General features: G+C 62.0%; 15 protein-coding genes and 1 pseudogene. 8 read left to right on the top strand and 8 right to left on the bottom strand.

Annotation, left to right across the window (positions count from 1 at the left end):
* Positions 1 to 3 precede the first annotated feature (3 nt).
* Positions 4 to 498, top strand: a complete 495-nt coding sequence (locus DENOEST_RS10010) for a (2Fe-2S)-binding protein (protein ID WP_145772401.1) — start codon at positions 4 to 6, stop codon at positions 496 to 498.
* A 41-nt stretch (positions 499 to 539) separates the two neighbouring features.
* Complete coding sequence (locus DENOEST_RS10005) at positions 540 to 2948, top strand: xanthine dehydrogenase family protein molybdopterin-binding subunit (protein WP_145772400.1); 2409 nt, start codon at positions 540 to 542, stop codon at positions 2946 to 2948.
* Positions 2949 to 3060: 112 nt separating this feature from the next.
* Here the strand turns inward: DENOEST_RS10005 and DENOEST_RS10000 are convergent, their stop codons facing one another.
* Positions 3061 to 4098, bottom strand: coding sequence for an AraC family transcriptional regulator (locus DENOEST_RS10000; protein WP_145772399.1), 1038 nt, complete (start codon positions 4096 to 4098; stop codon positions 3061 to 3063).
* Positions 4099 to 4432: 334 nt separating this feature from the next.
* On the opposite strand from DENOEST_RS10000, the pseudogene DENOEST_RS20655 reads away from it, so the two are divergent.
* Positions 4433 to 4888: pseudogene (locus DENOEST_RS20655) on the top strand (hypothetical protein); the annotation flags it as partial.
* Here the strand turns inward: DENOEST_RS20655 and DENOEST_RS20515 are convergent.
* A complete protein-coding gene (locus DENOEST_RS20515) occupies positions 4858 to 4989 on the bottom strand; it encodes a hypothetical protein (RefSeq protein WP_269475905.1) in 132 nt (43 codons plus the stop codon). The pseudogene DENOEST_RS20655 and the gene DENOEST_RS20515 sit on opposite strands and share 31 nt — an antisense overlap.
* A gap of 134 nt (positions 4990 to 5123) precedes the next feature.
* Here DENOEST_RS20515 and DENOEST_RS19910 point away from each other — a divergent pair, with 134 nt between their 5' ends.
* The 4 genes from DENOEST_RS19910 to DENOEST_RS09975 all read left to right on the top strand — a co-directional run bounded on the left by DENOEST_RS19910 (position 5124) and on the right by DENOEST_RS09975 (position 9333).
* On the top strand, positions 5124 to 5390 hold the full coding sequence (locus DENOEST_RS19910) for an electron transfer flavoprotein subunit alpha/FixB family protein (RefSeq protein ID WP_197970579.1): 267 nt from the start codon (positions 5124 to 5126) through the stop codon (positions 5388 to 5390).
* Between the two features lie 15 nt (positions 5391 to 5405).
* Positions 5406 to 5819 (top strand): Zn-ribbon domain-containing OB-fold protein, encoded by a 414-nt coding sequence (locus DENOEST_RS09985; RefSeq protein WP_145772369.1) that lies wholly within the window; start codon positions 5406 to 5408, stop codon positions 5817 to 5819.
* 198 nt (positions 5820 to 6017) lie between these two features.
* Positions 6018 to 7211 (top strand): thiolase C-terminal domain-containing protein, encoded by a 1194-nt coding sequence (locus DENOEST_RS09980; RefSeq protein ID WP_145772368.1) that lies wholly within the window; start codon positions 6018 to 6020, stop codon positions 7209 to 7211.
* 151 nt (positions 7212 to 7362) lie between these two features.
* Entirely contained in the window at positions 7363 to 9333 is a 1971-nt protein-coding gene (locus DENOEST_RS09975; protein ID WP_145772394.1) for a heterodisulfide reductase-related iron-sulfur binding cluster, read from the top strand.
* Positions 9334 to 9344: 11 nt separating this feature from the next.
* Here DENOEST_RS09975 and DENOEST_RS09970 read toward each other — a convergent pair whose 3' ends face one another.
* Positions 9345 to 10073 (bottom strand): enoyl-CoA hydratase/isomerase family protein, encoded by a 729-nt coding sequence (locus DENOEST_RS09970; protein WP_170228323.1) that lies wholly within the window; start codon positions 10071 to 10073, stop codon positions 9345 to 9347.
* A gap of 562 nt (positions 10074 to 10635) precedes the next feature.
* On the opposite strand from DENOEST_RS09970, the gene DENOEST_RS09965 reads away from it, so the two are divergent.
* Positions 10636 to 11538, top strand: coding sequence for a TIGR03619 family F420-dependent LLM class oxidoreductase (locus DENOEST_RS09965; protein WP_145772396.1), 903 nt, complete (start codon positions 10636 to 10638; stop codon positions 11536 to 11538).
* Between the two features lie 114 nt (positions 11539 to 11652).
* Here DENOEST_RS09965 and DENOEST_RS09960 read toward each other — a convergent pair whose 3' ends face one another.
* The 5 genes from DENOEST_RS09960 to DENOEST_RS09940 all read right to left on the bottom strand — a co-directional run bounded on the left by DENOEST_RS09960 (position 11653) and on the right by DENOEST_RS09940 (position 17155).
* Positions 11653 to 13641, bottom strand: a complete 1989-nt coding sequence (locus tag DENOEST_RS09960; protein WP_145772397.1) for an oxidoreductase — start codon at positions 13639 to 13641, stop codon at positions 11653 to 11655.
* Positions 13642 to 13747: 106 nt separating this feature from the next.
* Positions 13748 to 14263 (bottom strand): nitroreductase family deazaflavin-dependent oxidoreductase, encoded by a 516-nt coding sequence (locus DENOEST_RS09955; protein ID WP_145772398.1) that lies wholly within the window; start codon positions 14261 to 14263, stop codon positions 13748 to 13750.
* A 111-nt stretch (positions 14264 to 14374) separates the two neighbouring features.
* Positions 14375 to 15568 carry a thiolase C-terminal domain-containing protein gene (locus DENOEST_RS09950; RefSeq protein ID WP_145772368.1) on the bottom strand — a complete coding sequence of 398 codons (1194 nt, stop codon included), beginning with the start codon at positions 15566 to 15568 and terminating at the stop codon, positions 14375 to 14377.
* A gap of 198 nt (positions 15569 to 15766) precedes the next feature.
* Positions 15767 to 16180: a Zn-ribbon domain-containing OB-fold protein gene (locus DENOEST_RS09945; RefSeq protein ID WP_145772369.1), complete on the bottom strand. Its 414-nt coding sequence runs from the start codon at positions 16178 to 16180 to the stop codon at positions 15767 to 15769.
* A 15-nt stretch (positions 16181 to 16195) separates the two neighbouring features.
* A complete protein-coding gene (locus tag DENOEST_RS09940; protein WP_145772370.1) occupies positions 16196 to 17155 on the bottom strand; it encodes an electron transfer flavoprotein subunit alpha/FixB family protein in 960 nt (319 codons plus the stop codon).
* Positions 17156 to 17351 lie beyond the last annotated feature (196 nt).

The raw sequence follows: 17351 nt of genomic DNA, 5'->3' as shown, positions 1-17351 counted from the left end.
CTGATGACGACAAAGCAAACCGTGAGCGTCACGGTCAATGGCACTCGCTACGAGCGGGACGTGGAACCCCGCCTGACCCTGGTGGATTTCCTGCGCCATGAACTGGCCTTGGGCGGCACCCATGTGGGCTGTGAGCATGGCATCTGCGGGGTATGCACCGTGCTGATCAACGGCCGTTCGGCTCGTTCCTGCCTGACCCTGGCAGTTCAGGCCGATGGCGCAGAGATCACCACCATCGAGGGCCTGCGCAACCGCCAGACCGGCAGCCTCCATCCTATCCAGCAGGCCTTCGTCGAGGCTCACGGCCTTCAGTGCGGCTTCTGCACCCCAGGGTTCATCATGACCACCCTCGAACTCCTCCGTAACAACCCAGACCCCTCCGAGCACGACATCAAGGAAGCCCTCGGCGGCAACCTCTGCCGTTGCACCGGCTACCAGTCCATCATGGCCTCCGTCAAACTCGCCGCTTCTAAAATGCGCGACGCTCAGGTCGCTTGAACCTCCCCTTAGCACCAGATAAATGGAAGCGGAAAAAAATCATGACGATCGAGATTCCAAAACTCCCTGAACACCTGCCGACGACAGCGCCCCGTTTTGTGGGCAAGGAGGTCAATCGAATTGAAGACCCGGGCCTGGTGACGGGCACCGTCGAGTTCATCGACAACCTGTCCCTGCCGGGCATGCTCCACTGCGCCATTCTGCGCAGCACCCATCCCCATGCCCGCATCGTCAGCGTCGATGCCAGTGCCGCCCTGGCAATGCCCGGGGTTCATGCAGTGCTGACCGGCGAGGATGTCAAGCGCTGGTGCAACCCGGTGTTCACGGCCCCGGAAGGTTGGGGGGCCTACTGCATGGCGGTGGACAAGGTCCGCTTCGTGGGCGAGCCGGTGGCGGCCGTGGCCGCCGACAGCCGCTACCTGGCGGAGGACGCCCTGGAACTGATCCAGGTGGAATACGAACTGCTGCCACCGGTGGTGAACCCCACCGAGGCCATGGCCCCCGGCGCCCCCGTGCTCTTCGAGGAGCGGGGCACCAACGTGATCCAGAGCCGTACCTACAACTGGGGCGAGGTGGACAAGGTTTTCGCCGAAGCGGACCATGTGATCAGCAACACCTTCCGCTGGAATCGGGTGGGGGCCAATCCCACCGAAACCTTCGGCTGCATCTGCCAATGGGACCTGACGGACCATAGCCTGACCTGTCGTGGCTCCTATCAGACCCCGCGCTTCATGTCCCTGGGCCGGGGCGCATCCTTGAACCTGCCGGCCAACAAGGTCAAGATCATCACCCATGCCCAGGGTGGCGGCTTCGGTGGCAAGGGGGGGCCCCGAGGCACCGACATCGCCGCGCTGCTGTCTCGCAAGGCCGATGGCCGGCCGGTGAAATACATCGAAGACCGCATGGAGTATCTGCTGGCCGGTGGCGGCCAGTCCTGGGACCGCTACTACGAGGCAGACCTGGCGGTAAAGGCTGACGGCACCATTACCGGCTTCAAGGTCCGTCTGGTGGATGATCAGGGGGCCGGCGCCGAGGGCTACGGCACCATTTCAGCGGCCAAGCCTCTGGCGGCCTTCACCGGTCCCTACCGGATCGAGGCGGCTGCCTACGACCTGACCTTGGTGGCCACCAACCGAGCACCCACCTATCCTTACCGGGGCTACGGACCTCCTCCCCATTTTTTCGTACTTGAATCCCTGGTGGATATGACAGCGCGCAAGCTGGGCAAGGATCCGGCCGAACTGCGGCGCCAGAACTATATTCGCAAGGATCAGTTTCCCTACACCATCCCCAGCGGCAACGAATACGACAGTGGCGACTACGAAGCCGTACTGGATAAGGTGCTGACCATGGCCGACTACCAGGCCTTGAGGACCGAACAGGTCAAGGCCCGGGCTGAAGGACGCCTGATGGGCATCGGGGTCGTCAGCACCGTGGAGCCCGGCGTTTTCGACTGGAATGCCTATGCCACTGTGGGGGTGCCGGGTGTAGGTGTGCCCGAGGGTGTCAAGGTCGCTGTGGATGTACTCGGCAACGTCACCGTGGCCGTGGGCTTCAATCTCCAGGGCCAGGGCCAGTTCACTGTGGCGGCCCAGGTGGTGGCCGACTATCTGGGCGTGGAAATGAACGCCGTCAAGATTGCAACAGCCTCTACCGACGTGGCTATGCCCCACTTCGGCCAAGGGGGCAGCCGCTTGGGTACTGCTGTGACTGGCGCTATCCTGGGGGCCTGCGAGAAACTCCGGGCCACTTTCTGTCAAGTGGTGGCTCATCTGATGCACACCACGTCGGACCAGGTGGAACTCATGGATGGTCGACTGCAACTGAAGGCCAATCCGGCCATCGGCATGAGTCTCGCGGAAGTCGCTGGCACCATGCTGTCCCGCAGCGACCTCCTGCCCCCGGGCGTGGAGCCCTGTCCCGAGGCCACCTTCGTGTGGACCGGCCCGGGTCGCACAGCACCCGATGATCAAGGGCGTTGCAAAAGCTATCTGACGGCCGCCAATGCCACTCACGTGGTACAGGTTGAAGTGGATCGGGCCACGGGGCGCACCGAGATTCTCAAGTATTTCCTGGTGGATGATTGTGGCACCCGAATCAACCCCGCCTCGGTGGAAGGCCAGATCCAGGGTAGCCTGGCCCAGGGGGTGGGGGCGGCGCTGTTCGAGGAATATGTTTATGACGACCAGGGCCAGCCCCTGGTCACCACCTTTGTGGATTACCTGATGCCTACCATCCACGAGGTGCCTATGGCTGAGAAAAGCATGGTGGTCACCCCTTCTCCCTTTTCGCCTCTGGGCGCGAAGGGTTGCGGCGAGGGGGCCATTCATACCACACCGGCCGCCCTGATGTGCGCTATCAATGACGCCCTTGCGCCCCTGGGGGTCGATATCCGTGAAACCCCGGCCTCGCCCCATCGGGTCTGGAAGGTCTTGCAACAGGCCCGATAAAGCGAAGGATTGTCATGGCGGGAAATGTTTCAGCCCATCGGTTTGGCATGGAAAATAAGGTGTCAAAGGTGTCAGGAGCATTGGGATTCAATGCTCCTGGTTCCGCCACCCGTCATTCCTCCTCGACCTCATCCTCCACATTTTCTGTGTTGTCGTTGTCTCTGAAGTCGGTGAGTTTTTTGCTGGTCCATGATTTGAATGCTCTACGGAAGTTGGAGACGGAGGAGTAGCCGAGGATGAAGCCGATTTCCTTGGGGGTGAGGGAGGTGTACTGGAGGTACTGGATGGCGAGTTCGCGGCGGGTGTCGTCGAGGATCTGTTGGTAGGTGACGTTTTCGCGGACGAGCCATCGGCGGAGGGTGCGGGAGCCCATGTTGAGGCGCTCGGCCATGTCCTCGAGGGAGGGGAACTTGCCGGGGTTCTTGACCAGGTAGTTGCGGATCCGGTTGGAGAGCAGGTCCCGGTCTTCCTTTTGGGACACCAGCAGTTGGCACTGACGCTCGCAGAGCTTGAAGACCTCCTCGTTGGCGAGGCTGATGGGGTCCTGGAGCCGGTTGATGTCGAAGACCACGATGTTCTTCGGCTGGCTGAAATACAGGGGGCAATTGAAGCGCCGCATATAGGGCGTCAGGTCGGCCGGCGCCGGATAGGTGACGTGCAACTCCAGTACCGGGAAGGGCCGATTGGTCAGGCTGGAAGAGAGCTCCATGGTGCGGCTGATGAACTCCTCCACCGCGAAGCGCATCAGGTCCCCCAGCAGATAGGAATCCCGCACCTCGAAGAACCAGCGTCCGCCCTGGATATGGCCCACGGCATGGACGATCATGTCGTTCAAGGCGCCGTACTTGTTGAAGACCTCGCTGGACTGCTTCAGGGTGGCGGAACTGAGGGCGGCATAGCCCAGGATGCCCAGGTTGCTGATCTTGAACTCCGCCCCCACGGCGATGCCCAGATAGGGGTCCCCGGTCAGGTCCAGCATGTTCTGGATGGTGCGGCGGAACTGGGCGGGCAGGATGCGCCGGGACGGGTCCTGAAGCCGGTTGAGGTCCAGGCCCGTGCCGGCCAGCACCTGCTCGGCCGTAAAGCCCCGGCTGCGCATGCAGTCCAGGTAGAAACTGAGCCGGCTGGGGGACTTCAGGTGATCGGACATGGCAACCGGGGGCGAGGAGAGGTGAAGGGCAGAGGCGGTGAAATATACCGCGATGCTCCCTGGAATGTCCAGATATGATACAAATCTAAAGGCATTCTCCTACGGTCCTCAATCTGGCCGATGGCCTGTGAAGGGGATGCTGAGGGGGCTACGGCAAGGAAGGTGCCGGCAGGGCCGGATCGCCGTGGAGAGAGGCGTCGCTCCTGGCCGATGGAGACAGAGCCTGTCCGCAAATGAAATGTCAAAGGCCGAATTGGAAGCGCGGGGATAGCAAGGGCGCCAGGGGAGTCCATTAGACTCTGGGATCGGGTAATTTTTGCAAGGAATCCGCACTATGACAGTGGTTCTATGTACCTGGGGTAACACCCTCGAGGGTGGCACGGAAGAAGCCCTCACCCTGGCCCGGCAGTTCGCCGCCGCCAATGGCGCGGCCCTGAACTGGGTGGTGATCGGCCCCGCCGCCAACGACGCGGCCCAGATCGCCGGCCAGTACGGCGTGGCCAGCCTGGATGTGATCAGCGACGCCAAGCTCGCCGGTTTCGGCCCGGATGCCCTGGTGGCCTCCCTGGCCCAGTATTGCGAGCAGATCAAACCCACCACCGTGCTCTTCAACCAGAGCGCCCCGGCCCGCCTGATCGCCCCGCGCCTGGCCGGCCGGCTGAATGTGCCGGTGGTGATGAACACCTTCGCCCTGGCCCAGGCCGGCAACACCCTGTCCGTGACCGCCACCGCCTTCGGTGGCGACACCCATGTGGTCTATCAACTGGCCGCGCCGGTAAAGGTGATCTCCGTGGTCACCACCTCCCTGGTGGCGGAAGCCGCTGCGACCGCCACGACGCCGGCCCGGCGCGACATCGCCGTGGATCTGTCGGCGGTGGAAGAACGCTTCAAGGTCACCTCCGCCCCCCGGGCCGAGGGACCCCGTCTGGAAGATGCCGAGATCATCGTCTCCGGCGGACGTGGCCTGGCCAGTGCCGCCAACTACGATGCCCTGGTGAAGCCCTGGCCGAAGCCCTGGGCGGCATGTGGGCGGCTCCCGTGCCATCGTGGACGAGGGCTGGATCGACTCCTCCCGCCAGGTGGGCCTGACCGGCAAGATCACCCGCCCGGGCCTGTATCTGGCGGCGGGCATTTCCGGCGCCAGCCAGCACATGGCCGGCTGTTCCGCCGCCAAGACCATCGTCGCCATCAACAAGGACAAGGACGCCTCCATCTACCGCTACGCCCGTTACGGCATCGTGGCGGACTGCCTGGATGTGTTGCCCGAACTGATCAAGGCTATCAAAGCTTAACGAGGAGGAAAAAGCATGAGCGAACAACGCGTACCCGCCGTACCGGGGCTGTTTACCGAAGAGGGCGGCGCCAAGATTTTTGGCAACCGCTGCACCAGCTGCAACACGCCTTACTTCCCCAAGGCGGCGGCCTGCCACAATCCCCGTTGTGCCGAATCGAAGATGGAAGACACGACCTTCGGTGGTCAGGGCGTGATCTGGAGCTACTCGGTGGCGGACTTCCCGCCGCCGCCGCCCCACAAGTTCGACAAGCCCTTCAAGTCCTACGCCATCGGCGTGGTGGATCTGGACTGCGGTCTGCGCCTGGTGGGCCAGATGGTGGATCCCGCGGAGAAGGTGCAGGTGGGCGCCCAGGTGGAGTTGGTGATCGATACCCTCTACCACGAGGACGACAAGGCGTTCACCTCCTGGAAGTTCAAACTGGTTTAAAGAAAACACTCGCCCCCCTTCGCCCCCCTCCGGGGGGGTCGAGTCGGCTCGCTACGCTCGGATATCACGGGGAACTGTCGTGGGAAGAGGGTGCCGTTTGCGCCTCCGGCGCGTGCCGCTTTCCCCCATCGTGGGAAATGTGGCGCGGCGGGAAAGCTGCTATTTCACGTTAACCGTAAGGTGACAAGGAGAATTCAAATGCAAGAAGTTGCTGTTCTGGGCGTAGGTATCCATCGCTTCGGCAAGACCGGGGACGATATCGTCGGCACCAAGTCCGTCACCGAGCTGTGCCGCGCTGCCGTGGAAATGGCCTTGAAGGATGCCGGAGTGTCCTGGAACCAGATCCAGGCCGTGGCCGCCGCCAGTTCCCGTTTCTCCGGGGGCAAGGGTTGGGGCCTGAACGGAAACGACATCGTCGAGGAAATGGGTTCCACCGGGATTCCGGTCTATAACATGTCCGCCGGCTGTGCCGCCGGGGGCAACGCCTTCAACGTGGGTTACGCCCTGGTGGCCGGCGGTGTCTACGACATGGTGCTGGTGATGGGCGGCGAAGTGATGCCCAAGGGCATGATCCAGACCTCCGGCGTGGAAGAAGCCACGGACCCCGAGTTCCTGCGCCAGCGCTGCATCGGCATGCCCGGCCCGTCCTTCTGGGCCACCCTGGCCCGGCGCCGCATGTTCGACTACGGCACCACGGAAGAGCAGTACGCCAAGATCGTGGTCAAGGCCCGCAAGAATTCGGTGGGCAATCCCTTCGCCCGCTTCCAGAAGGAAGTGTCCCTGGCCGAGGTGCTGGCCTCCCCCTACGTGAGCAATCCCCTGCGCCTGTTCGAGATCTGCCCGGTGTCCAACGGCGCCGCCGCGGTGGTGATCTGCTCCCAGGCCAAGGCCCGCCAGTTCTCGGCCAAACCGATCACGGTGGCCACCTCCACTGTGGCGACGGTGGACTTCTCCGACGCGCTGCCCCGGGGCCTGTCCGGCCCGTCCCCCAGCGGCCCGAGCTTCCATACCGAATCCAAGGCCGCAGTGATGCGGGCTTTCGAGCAGTCCGGCATCGGTCCCAAGGACGTGAGCTTCACCGAACTCCAGGACAACTGCTGCTACTACGAGCTGGCCTATCCCGAGGAGTGGGGCCTGTGCGCCCCCGGCGAGGCCGAGCGCCTGCTCGAAGCCGGCGAGTACGCCCCCACCGGCAAGATGCCCATCAACCCCTCCGGCGGCTTCGTCTCCTTCGGCGAGGCCACCACCGCCATGGGCGTCTGGCAGATCGCCGAACTCACCCTGCAGCTCCGCGGTCAGGCCGGCAGCCATCAGGTCCCCAACGCCAAGGTCGGCCTCGCCCAAACCAACGGCCTCGGCGGCAATGCCACTGCCGCTATCCTGAAACGCTAATATTTTCCTCAGGCAACGCCCCGGAGTGGTATCCGGGGCGTTTTGCATGAAAAGGGCCGGAATCTTGCGGCCCAGAGCATCCGGGGGTATCTTCGGTGCCCCTTGATCCGCTTGCCGCCACGTCAGGCGCCAATAAAAAGGTCGAACCCACATGTACGCCATATCCGCCATCAACTACGCGATCCTGACGGTACTGCTCAGCGGTGCGCTGTTCAGCTTATATCTGGGACTGCGCAAGTACTGGGAACGCATCGCCCAGGGCAAGCCCTATTTCGGCAAGGAGATCACTCGTGAGGCGGTGCTGGCCAAGGCGAATTGGCGAACCTTCGCCCAGCGCGGGTTGCTGCTTTCGCGGCTGATGAAACGCCCGGCATCGGGCATTGCGCACCTCCTGCTGTTCTTTGGCGCACTGCTCGAAATTCTGGGCCATGGCCTGTTCCCCCTGTCCTTCATCGGCATCGACATCTACGGCGGATGGTTCGGTTATTTCCTGATGGAGATGGGCCGCGAAGTCGCAGGCATCATGATGTTGCTGGGTATCCTGTTTTTTATCGTGCGCCGTCTTGCTCCGCCCGATCGACTGACAGCCCGCAAGACCCGGCCCGGCTTCGAGCCCATGGAGGCCCTATTGCTGCTGATCGTATTGGCGGGCTTCACTGCTGAGGCATTCCGACTGACCGATCCTGCCGCCACGAGTCAGGTGGAGTTTCTCGGCCGCGCCATGGCATCCGCCCTGAGGGGGATGGATGCTGGTTTGCTGGCGGGCGGCAATCAGTTGATGTGGTGGATCCATGGCCTGATGGGCATCGCCTTTATTGCCCTGATCACCCATACGCCCATGTCCCACATGGTGCTGGGCCCCGCCAATTCTGCCCTGGCCCACAAGCGTTCCGGCATCAACCTGTCACCCATCGATTTCGATGCGGAAGAGGAGAACGGGAAGGACGTGGTTTTCGGTGCGGCCCGACTCTCCGACCTGAGCCAGAAGTACCTGATGGATTTCTCCGCCTGCCTCTGGTGCGGTCGCTGTCACGAGGCCTGCCCCGCCGCTCAGACCGGTAAGGAGCTGTCCCCCAAGAACATCATGGCGATTTGCGCCGAATACCTGGAGCAGGGCAAGGCCGATGATGCGGGTCTGATCGACGAACTGGGCCAGGAAGCCATTTTCAACTGCACCACCTGCGGCGCCTGCGTCGAGCAGTGTCCGGTGAGCAACAGCCCGGCAGAAGCGATCATTGAATTCCGACGCCATTTCGTGATGGACCGCTCGGAAATGCCCGACACCATGGCCGCCGCCAACGCCAACCTGGAAAAGCGCGGCCATCCCTTCATTGGTACCGGCGCCAATCCGGATGACTGGAAGAAGGGGCTGGATGTGCCGGTCTTCGAGCCAGGCGAGACCGAGTACCTGCTCTGGATAGGCTGTTCGGTGACCTACGAGGAACGGGCTCAGCAGATCGCCCGGGCCATGGTGAAAATTCTCGAAACCGCCGGTGTTTCCTACGGTGTGCTGGAAGAGTCCCGCTGTACCGGTGATCCCGCCAAGATGATGGGCAACGAGATGCAGTTCCAGGAAATCGCGATGACCAACATTGAGGAGTTCCAGGAAATGCAGATCCAGAAGGTCATCACCATGTGCGCCCACTGCTTCAACAGCTTTGACCGCTACTATCCGGAGCTGGGCGCCAACTGGCAGACCATCCCCCACTCGGTGCTGATCGACCAGTTGATCCAGGCTGGCAAGCTGACCGTGGTGCAGAACAGCAACGAGAAGATCACCTTCCACGACCCCTGCTATCTGGCCCGTCACAACGATATCGTGGACGAGACCCGCAGCGTGGTTTCCGCCGTGGGGCAGTTGATAGAAATGCCCCGCAACCGCAAGGAGAGCTTCTGCTGCGGCGCCGGCGGCGGTAACTACTGGGGTGGCAAGGGCGGCACTGCGCGCATCAGCGATGTGCGCGCCCAGGAAGCCTTCGATACCGGCGCCGACAAGATCGCCACTTCCTGTCCTTTCTGCCTGCTGATGCTGACCTCCAGCGCCACCAAGCACACCGAGGAGCGCAAGGTGTTCGACATCGCCGAACTGGTGGTGGCGGCGCTGCCGCCGGCTCAGCAATGATTGTGGCGCCGTCAGACGACGGCGTCGATCAGCCCCCATTCAAGCGCCGTAGCCGCCTTGATCCGGCGTGCGGAAAGCGCCCACTGCGCCATACGCTGTCGTCCGATACGACGCAAAATACTGACTGTGCCGCCGGCACCGGGAATCAGCCCCATGGTGATTTCCGGCAGTTGAAAAAAAGTGTCGGCCGTGGCGGTCACCCGTTTGGCAAAGGCAGGTAGTTCGATGCCCGAGCCGATGCAGGCCCGGTGTACATGGAATTCAATCCGGTCTGCCAATTGGGAAATCATCAGTCCGACCGGCCGGGACATGCGAATCAGGTGGGCCTGGGCAGTATCCGTGGACAGGCCGAATTCCTCCAGGTCTCCGCCGATGCAGAAGCAGCCTCCTTCACCCCGCACCTCGGCTCGTTCCAGACTGGAATCGGCCGCTAGAAAACTCAGGGCCTCATACAAGGCATCTCGCATCGCCGCCGAATAGGCATTGCGCTTTTCCGGGCGATTGAGAGTTATGTCCAGAATGTTGCCCAGCCTGGTGATCAACAGGGGATACTCATCGTCATTTCGTATCGGCGTGCCTCGTCCGGCCAGGAAGTGCCGGAACTCCTGGCTACCCTGGAGCATCGCGTAAGCCAGGGATTCCGCCAGCAGGCCGTCCTCTATACTGGCCCGGCTGTTGTGGCGCAGCAATTGCACCAGGGTGGCGGCAGCCAGGGGATGGGCTTGGATATTCCGCAACATTCCCGGCAACTCGTCCTGGTTTATCAGTACTACATCCAGCGCAGCCAGTAGTCCGTGGGGTTGGGGAACCTGGGGCAAAGCGCCAAGCCCCAGGGTTGGACAAGGAAGTCCCATAAGCGCCCGTACCGCATCCTCCTCTCTTCCTGCAGCAAGGGGCCGGCTCAGGTCCAGTAGCAGGCAGGCATGTCCAACCGCATGAGAATAGGCATCCAACCCCCATGGAGTGGCAAAAGCATCCAGCAATTCATCCGGAGACAAGATTGGAACCGGGGAGGTCATTGCATTCCTTGAAAGTTTTCCCGCAGCCCAATCCTAGCGGAAAGACTTTCTGGCGGGGAGGGAAAACCCTGAGCCAGAGCTAATTTCCGGCAGTTTGATGCCTGATTGTGCGCAGGATGAATACCGATGGCAAATCAGATGCTTTACACCAAGGAGTACAACTGCCAAGGCTCGGTTTGAGATATCTTTAGCCATGAGTGAGGATGCAGCATTGCCATATTTTTAAAACTAAGCTTTTGAGCGCGCCGTATTTGATGCTCACGAAACAACGAGGAGACGAGTTATGAGATTCGGATTTCACCTGTTCATGTGCGACCCCGCTGAGCATCAAGACATTGCACGGGCGGCAGATGATTGTGGCTGGGATTGCATCCAAGTGGCTGATGCACCTTTTTTCCCCGAGGTGATCTCGGTTCCCTACCCCTACAATCCTGATGGCACGCGCTTCTGGCCTCTCGATATGCCCGTTCTGGACCCCTGGGTAGCAATGACAAACATGGCGGTGGCGACCAAGCGCATCCGTTTCCTGCCCTCTGTTCTCCGGCTGGCTGTTCGCGAGCCTTTACTGGAGGCGAAGAGTCTGTTCTCTGTGGCTGCTCTTGCCAACGATCGTGTCGCCCTGGGCGTAGGCCTGGCCTGGATGCCCGAAGAGTTCAAGTGGCTCCACAAGGACATGAAGACCCGTGGTGCGCGCCAGGATGAGGCCATTCAAGTCCTCAAGCTGCTAATGAAGGGAGGCATGCAGGAATTCCACGGCAAGTACTTTGAGTTCGACCGTCTGACCATGGCGCCTGTGCCGAAGAAGCCTATTCCAATTTACGTGGGTGGTACGACAAGCCCTGCGCTACGCCGTGCGGCCCATTACGGCGATGGATGGGTCAGCGTCATTCACAACATGGAAGATGTCCCGGCGGTAGTGGCGGAACTGAATGGTTATCGACGCGAGTTTGGGCGCGAGAACGAGCCCTTCGATATCATGATGCACGTTCCCAATGCCAACTCTGTGGACGACATTCGTCGCTTGGGGGATCTGGGCATTACCGATTTGCAAGTTACGCCTTGGAGCGACCCCGGCATCCTGGCTGAGATGGGCGTAGGCAGCATCATGCGGCAACAGCCTCCACTGTCAGTGAAGGTGGATGCCATTAAACGCTATGCTGACAACGTAGTCTCCAAGTTTCTCTAATAGAACTATCCGCCCTTGCCAGGGCGGCGGAGCTCTAAAAAAACGGGCTGTCCCGGCATCGAAGACAGCCCGTTCTTTTTCCAGCGTTGGACCGGTGGTTTCCGGCCCTCGGCTTTAAATCACCAGACCGATGTTGGCGCCATGGCGTGTCGACTCTGCCATGTGGCGCGGCAGCCAAGCGGCGCCTGCCAGATAGAGTTGCTTGATGCTGCCTTCGGCCTTGAGCTGGTCGTAGAGTTCGCACTGCGGCGTCGAGGCATATACCAGCACCACGCTGTCGAAACCTTCCTCCCGGTAGTTCTTGCCCCCCCAGGAGGAAACGAGTTCGATGGCATTACCGTCAATGGCCTTGAGGATCAGGCCGGGTTTGATCGTCACACCGAACTCTTCCATACGCTTTTGCACCATGCCGATAGAGTAGCGAGCGATCTCCGTGCCCAGATGGACAGACTTGTGGAATACGGTCACTTCCTTGCCCAGGGCCGCGAGGTATTCGGCAACGCAAGGAGTCTCGTAATAGTCTTCCTGGGAGATGATGGCGACGCGCTTGCCGGTCTGCACCTTGCCCTGCATCACGTCCCAGCCCTGCACGACGTGGGCCTGTTCCAGGCCGGTGACATCGTGAGGCACACGGGGCAGGGAACCCGTGGCGATCACTACGGCATCGGGTGACAGGGCCTTGATGGCGGCCATGTCTGCCACGGCGTTGAGCCGTACCTCGACACCGGTGCGCGTCATTTCATTTTCTTCAAAGTAGACCTGGTCTTCGAAGGAGTCCCGGCCGGCAACCTTCGATGCGATCAGCAATTGGCCCCCCAGGCGCTTGCCCTTCTCGAGCAGCGTGACCTTGTGGCCGCGCAGTGCGGAGATCCTGGCGGCCTCGCAGCCGGCCAGACCGCCACCGACGACGACCACCTTCTTCGGGGTTGCGGCCGGCTTGAACTGTTCCTCCCAGCGCAGCTCATTGCCGATCATCGGGTTGATGGAGCAGGTCGGCGTGTAAGGTATGGTTACGGCTTCCGATGCCTCATCGATGCAGCGGGTGCAGCCGATGCAGCGCCGGATCTCACTCAAGCGACCCTCGCGCGCCTTGTTGGCGAAATCGGGGTCGGCGATGCCGGCCCGCACCATGCCTACCAAATCGCAGTAGCCGTTCTTGAGAAGTTCCTCGGCCACGACGGGATCGTTGATGCGACCCGTGAACAGGACCTTGATCTTCGGGTCCAGGTCGACCCGCGCCCCCTTGCCGCAGTCACGGAACTGTCCATGGCCATAGTAGGAGTTGGGTACGTAGGAAGGCGCGCCCCAGCAATGGCCGACATCAATGTCAGCAAAGTCGATCAGGCCGGTTTCACCGATCAGGTAGAGCATCTCGCGCATCTGGAGATTGTCGTAACCCCCCTCCCGGAACTCCATGCCGGCGATGCGGATACCTACAGCCAACGAATCGCCGATTCGTGCGCGAATACGCTTCAGGGCCTCCACGACGTAGAGGATGCGCTGCTCAGGGCCACCGCCCCATTTGTCGGTGCGCCGATTGGTGACCGGCGACAGGAAAGCGTAGCCGAGAGTCTCATGGGCGCAGTGAATCTCCACGCCATCCGCGCCTACGTTTTTGGCAGCCTCGGCCGCATCCGCATAGGTGTTCAGGAGGAACTCGATTTCCTCTTCGCCAAGTACATGGGGCGTGTAATCCTGGGCGCCAATAACGGGCACCGGGGACGGGCCCCAGGCCGAGCAGAGGTGGGTCAGCTGAACAACCGCCACGGAACCGGTCTTGTGCACTTCATCGCAGAACTTCTTCATTCCCTGAAGAAAATCGGGGCTCTGATAGGCAGCGAAAGGAGCGGCAAAACCGAGGGACAGCCCGACCTCAGGAGAGGTTTCCGGCGGGAACGGCACGTCGAGCAGCCAGGTCTCGCTGCCGATCCAGCCCGTTCCGCCTTTAGCCTTGGCACCATGATGGGCGATGAAATTCTCGTCGATCAGCCCGGGGGCCATCGAAGAGTTGATGGTATTGGTGGTCTCGCAAATACGGTTCGGCACCTGCATGGGCCCCACCTGCAAGGGTGTGAAAAGGTGCTCGAATTTCACGTTACTCATGGCGCTGCTCTCCTCATTGTTTTAGCGATGACAAGCAAAAAGCGACCAAGCCGCGATATCCACGCAACTTGGTCGCAGTCCGACGATAAAACCCGGAACCAGTCGATCAGGCTGGACCCGTCGGCTTGAGAATAACCATCGGGAAGACGCGTTCAGTCTGATCCTGGAAATAATGCCAAGCCGGAAACACCTTGTCGAGCCTGGGCCATAGAGCTTCCCGTTCCGCGGGGGTCACGTCCCGGGCGTCACAGGCCATCACATTGCGATCCTTCTGAACCCAGCACTTCCAGTTGGTGCTGAGATTGATGTACCAGGTCGGATGATTGTCATGGCCCGCCAGGGAGCCCACGATAACCATGTTCTCGCCGTCCTGCATGAACACCAGCGGCGTGGTTCGCTTCTCGCCCGATTTGCGGCCGATGGTGGTCAACAGCAGGGTCGGCAACCCCGAACGTGAGCCCGTGCCCGTGGACCAGCCATCCGGATTGGCCTTGTAAAGGTCGACATCCATCTTGGCATCGCCACGAATACGATCCAGAGATGCAGTCTGCTCCTTGAGCAGCGCCCAGCCTGCATCGTCGATCCAATCCGGTTTCACCATGTCGTCACGGTTTTTTGACATATTCAGCTCCTCAAGTCAGATAGTTATCAGTTGGTCTGTACGGAGGTTACAACATTAAATCTTTGAAGCAGACCTCAACCTGGTGAGCTTGAGGTCTGTTCTGGGTACATCCTACCGTTTCAGGATAGCGGCAGTGGCATTGCCGCCGAGGCCGTTGGTTTGGGCGAGGCCGACCTTGGCGTTGGGGACCTGATGGCTGCCGGCCTGACCGCGGAGCTGCAGGGTGAGTTCGGCGATCTGCCAGACGCCCATGGCGGTGGTGGCCTCGCCGAAGGAGACGAAGCCGCCGGAGGGGTTGATGGGCATCTTGCCGGTGGGGGCGTACTCGCCGGCTTCGAGCAGGCGCTCGGCCTCGCCGGGGGCGCACAGGCCCCACTCCTCGGGATAGGCCAGCTCGTAGTAGCAGCAGTTGTCCTGGAGTTCGGTGAAGCTCACGTCCTTGGGACCGATGCCGGACTGCTCGAAAGCCCGCATCACTGCGGCCTTGGATTCGGTATGGAAGCTCGGGCCGCTGGGGGACGGGCCGGACAGGCCCCGGGGCAGCGCGTCGGAGAAGTCCACCGTCGCCACAGTGGAGGTGGCCACCGTGATCGGTTTGGCCGAGAACTGGCGGGCCTTGGCCTGGGAGCAGATCACCACCGCGGCGGCGCCGTTGGACACCGGGCAGATCTCGAACAGGCGCAGGGGATTGCTCACGTAGGGGGAGGCCAGCACCTCGGCCAGGGACACTTCCTTCTGGAAGCGGGCGAAGGGGTTGCCCACGGAGTTCTTGCGGGCCTTGACCACGATCTTGGCGTACTGCTCTTCCGTGGTGCCGTAGTCGAACATGCGACGGCGGGCCAGGGTGGCCCAGAAGGACGGGCCGGGCATGCCGATGCAGCGCTGGCGCAGGAACTCGGGGTCCGTGGCTTCTTCCACGCCGGAGGTCTGGATCATGCCCTTGGGCATCACTTCGCCGCCCATCACCAGCACCATGTCGTAGACACCGCCGGCCACCAGGGCGTAACCCACGTTGAAGGCGTTGCCCCCGGCGGCACAGCCGGCGGACATGTTATAGACCGGAATCCCGGTGGAACCCATTTCCTCGACGATGTCGTTTCCGTTCAGGCCCCAACCCTTGCCCCCGGAGAAACGGGAACTGGCGGCGGCCACGGCCTGGATCTGGTTCCAGGACACTCCGGCATCCTTCAAGGCCATTTCCACGGCAGCGCGGCACAGCTCGGTGACGGACTTGGTGCCGACGATATCGTCCCCGGTCTTGCCGAAGCGATGGATACCTACGCCCAGAACAGCAACTTCTTGCATTTGAATTCTCCTTGTCACCTTACGGTTAACGTGAAATAGCAGCTTTCCCGCCGCGCCACATTTCCCACGATGGGGGAAAGCGGCACGCGCCGGAGGCGCAAACGGCACCCTCTTCCCACGACAGTTCCCCGTGATATCCGAGCGTAGCGAGCCGACTCGACCCCCCCGGAGGGGGGCGAAGGGGGGCGAGTGTTTTCTTTAAACCAGTTTGAACTTCCAGGAGGTGAACGCCTTGTCGTCCTCGTGGTAGAGGGTATCGATCACCAACTCCACCTGGGCGCCCACCTGCACCTTCTCCGCGGGATCCACCATCTGGCCCACCAGGCGCAGACCGCAGTCCAGATCCACCACGCCGATGGCGTAGGACTTGAAGGGCTTGTCGAACTTGTGGGGCGGCGGCGGCGGGAAGTCCGCCACCGAGTAGCTCCAGATCACGCCCTGACCACCGAAGGTCGTGTCTTCCATCTTCGATTCGGCACAACGGGGATTGTGGCAGGCCGCCGCCTTGGGGAAGTAAGGCGTGTTGCAGCTGGTGCAGCGGTTGCCAAAAATCTTGGCGCCGCCCTCTTCGGTAAACAGCCCCGGTACGGCGGGTACGCGTTGTTCGCTCATGCTTTTTCCTCCTCGTTAAGCTTTGATAGCCTTGATCAGTTCGGGCAACACATCCAGGCAGTCCGCCACGATGCCGTAACGGGCGTAGCGGTAGATGGAGGCGTCCTTGTCCTTGTTGATGGCGACGATGGTCTTGGCGGCGGAACAGCCGGCCATGTGCTGGCTGGCGCCGGAAATGCCCGCCGCCAGATACAGGCCCGGGCGGGTGATCTTGCCGGTCAGGCCCACCTGGCGGGAGGAGTCGATCCAGCCCTCGTCCACGATGGCACGGGAGCCGCCCCACATGCCGCCCAGGGCTTCGGCCAGGGGCTTCACCAGGGCATCGTAGTTGGCGGCACTGGCCAGGCCACGTCCGCCGGAGACGATGATCTCGGCATCTTCCAGACGGGGTCCCTCGGCCCGGGGGGCGGAGGTGACCTTGAAGCGTTCTTCCACCGCCGACAGATCCACGGCGATGTCGCGCCGGGCCGGCGTCGTGGCGGTCGCAGCGGCTTCCGCCACCAGGGAGGTGGTGACCACGGAGATCACCTTTACCGGCGCGGCCAGTTGATAGACCACATGGGTGTCGCCACCGAAGGCGGTGGCGGTCACGGACAGGGTGTTGCCGGCCTGGGCCAGGGCGAAGGTGTTCATCACCACCGGCACATTCAGCCGGCCGGCCAGGCGCGGGGCGATCAGGCGGGCCGGGGCGCTCTGGTTGAAGAGCACGGTGGTGGGTTTGATCTGCTCGCAATACTGGGCCAGGGAGGCCACCAGGGCATCCGGGCCGAAACCGGCGAGCTTGGCGTCGCTGATCACATCCAGGCTGGCCACGCCGTACTGGCCGGCGATCTGGGCCGCGTCGTTGGCGGCGGGGCCGATCACCACCCAGTTCAGGGCCGCGCCATTGGCGGCGGCGAACTGCCGGGCCAGGGTGAGGGCTTCTTCCGTGCCACCCTCGAGGGTGTTACCCCAGGTACATAGAACCACTGTCATAGTGCGGATTCCTTGCAAAAATTACCCGATCCCAGAGTCTAATGGACTCCCCTGGCGCCCTTGCTATCCCCGCGCTTCCAATTCGGCCTTTGACATTTCATTTGCGGACAGGCTCTGTCTCCATCGGCCAGGAGCGACGCCTCTCTCCACGGCGATCCGGCCCTGCCGGCACCTTCCTTGCCGTAGCCCCCTCAGC

Origin of the sequence: Denitratisoma oestradiolicum (genome assembly GCF_902813185.1) — a bacterium.
Lineage (GTDB): Bacteria > Pseudomonadota > Gammaproteobacteria > Burkholderiales > Rhodocyclaceae > Denitratisoma > Denitratisoma oestradiolicum.
The sequence above is the reverse complement of the archived record's forward strand: the minus strand, read 5'-3'. Positions and strand labels throughout refer to the sequence as shown.

Bases quoted from the DNA above. Each gene is read 5' to 3' on its own strand.
- DENOEST_RS09980 (WP_145772368.1), top strand. From the start codon at position 6,018: ATGCAAGAAGTTGCTGTTCTGGGCGTAGGTATCCATCGCTTCGGCAAG.
- DENOEST_RS09940 (WP_145772370.1), bottom strand. From the start codon at position 17,155: ATGACAGTGGTTCTATGTACCTGGGGTAACACCCTCGAGGGTGGCACG.
- DENOEST_RS10010 (WP_145772401.1), top strand. From the start codon at position 4: ATGACGACAAAGCAAACCGTGAGCGTCACGGTCAATGGCACTCGCTAC.
- DENOEST_RS10000 (WP_145772399.1), bottom strand. From the start codon at position 4,098: ATGTCCGATCACCTGAAGTCCCCCAGCCGGCTCAGTTTCTACCTGGAC.
- DENOEST_RS09960 (WP_145772397.1), bottom strand. From the start codon at position 13,641: ATGAGTAACGTGAAATTCGAGCACCTTTTCACACCCTTGCAGGTGGGG.
- DENOEST_RS09955 (WP_145772398.1), bottom strand. From the start codon at position 14,263: ATGTCAAAAAACCGTGACGACATGGTGAAACCGGATTGGATCGACGAT.
- DENOEST_RS09945 (WP_145772369.1), bottom strand. From the start codon at position 16,180: ATGAGCGAACAACGCGTACCCGCCGTACCGGGGCTGTTTACCGAAGAG.
- DENOEST_RS09975 (WP_145772394.1), top strand. From the start codon at position 7,363: ATGTACGCCATATCCGCCATCAACTACGCGATCCTGACGGTACTGCTC.
- DENOEST_RS09985 (WP_145772369.1), top strand. From the start codon at position 5,406: ATGAGCGAACAACGCGTACCCGCCGTACCGGGGCTGTTTACCGAAGAG.
- DENOEST_RS09950 (WP_145772368.1), bottom strand. From the start codon at position 15,568: ATGCAAGAAGTTGCTGTTCTGGGCGTAGGTATCCATCGCTTCGGCAAG.
- DENOEST_RS09970 (WP_170228323.1), bottom strand. From the start codon at position 10,073: ATGTTGCGGAATATCCAAGCCCATCCCCTGGCTGCCGCCACCCTGGTG.
- DENOEST_RS09965 (WP_145772396.1), top strand. From the start codon at position 10,636: ATGAGATTCGGATTTCACCTGTTCATGTGCGACCCCGCTGAGCATCAA.
- DENOEST_RS10005 (WP_145772400.1), top strand. From the start codon at position 540: ATGACGATCGAGATTCCAAAACTCCCTGAACACCTGCCGACGACAGCG.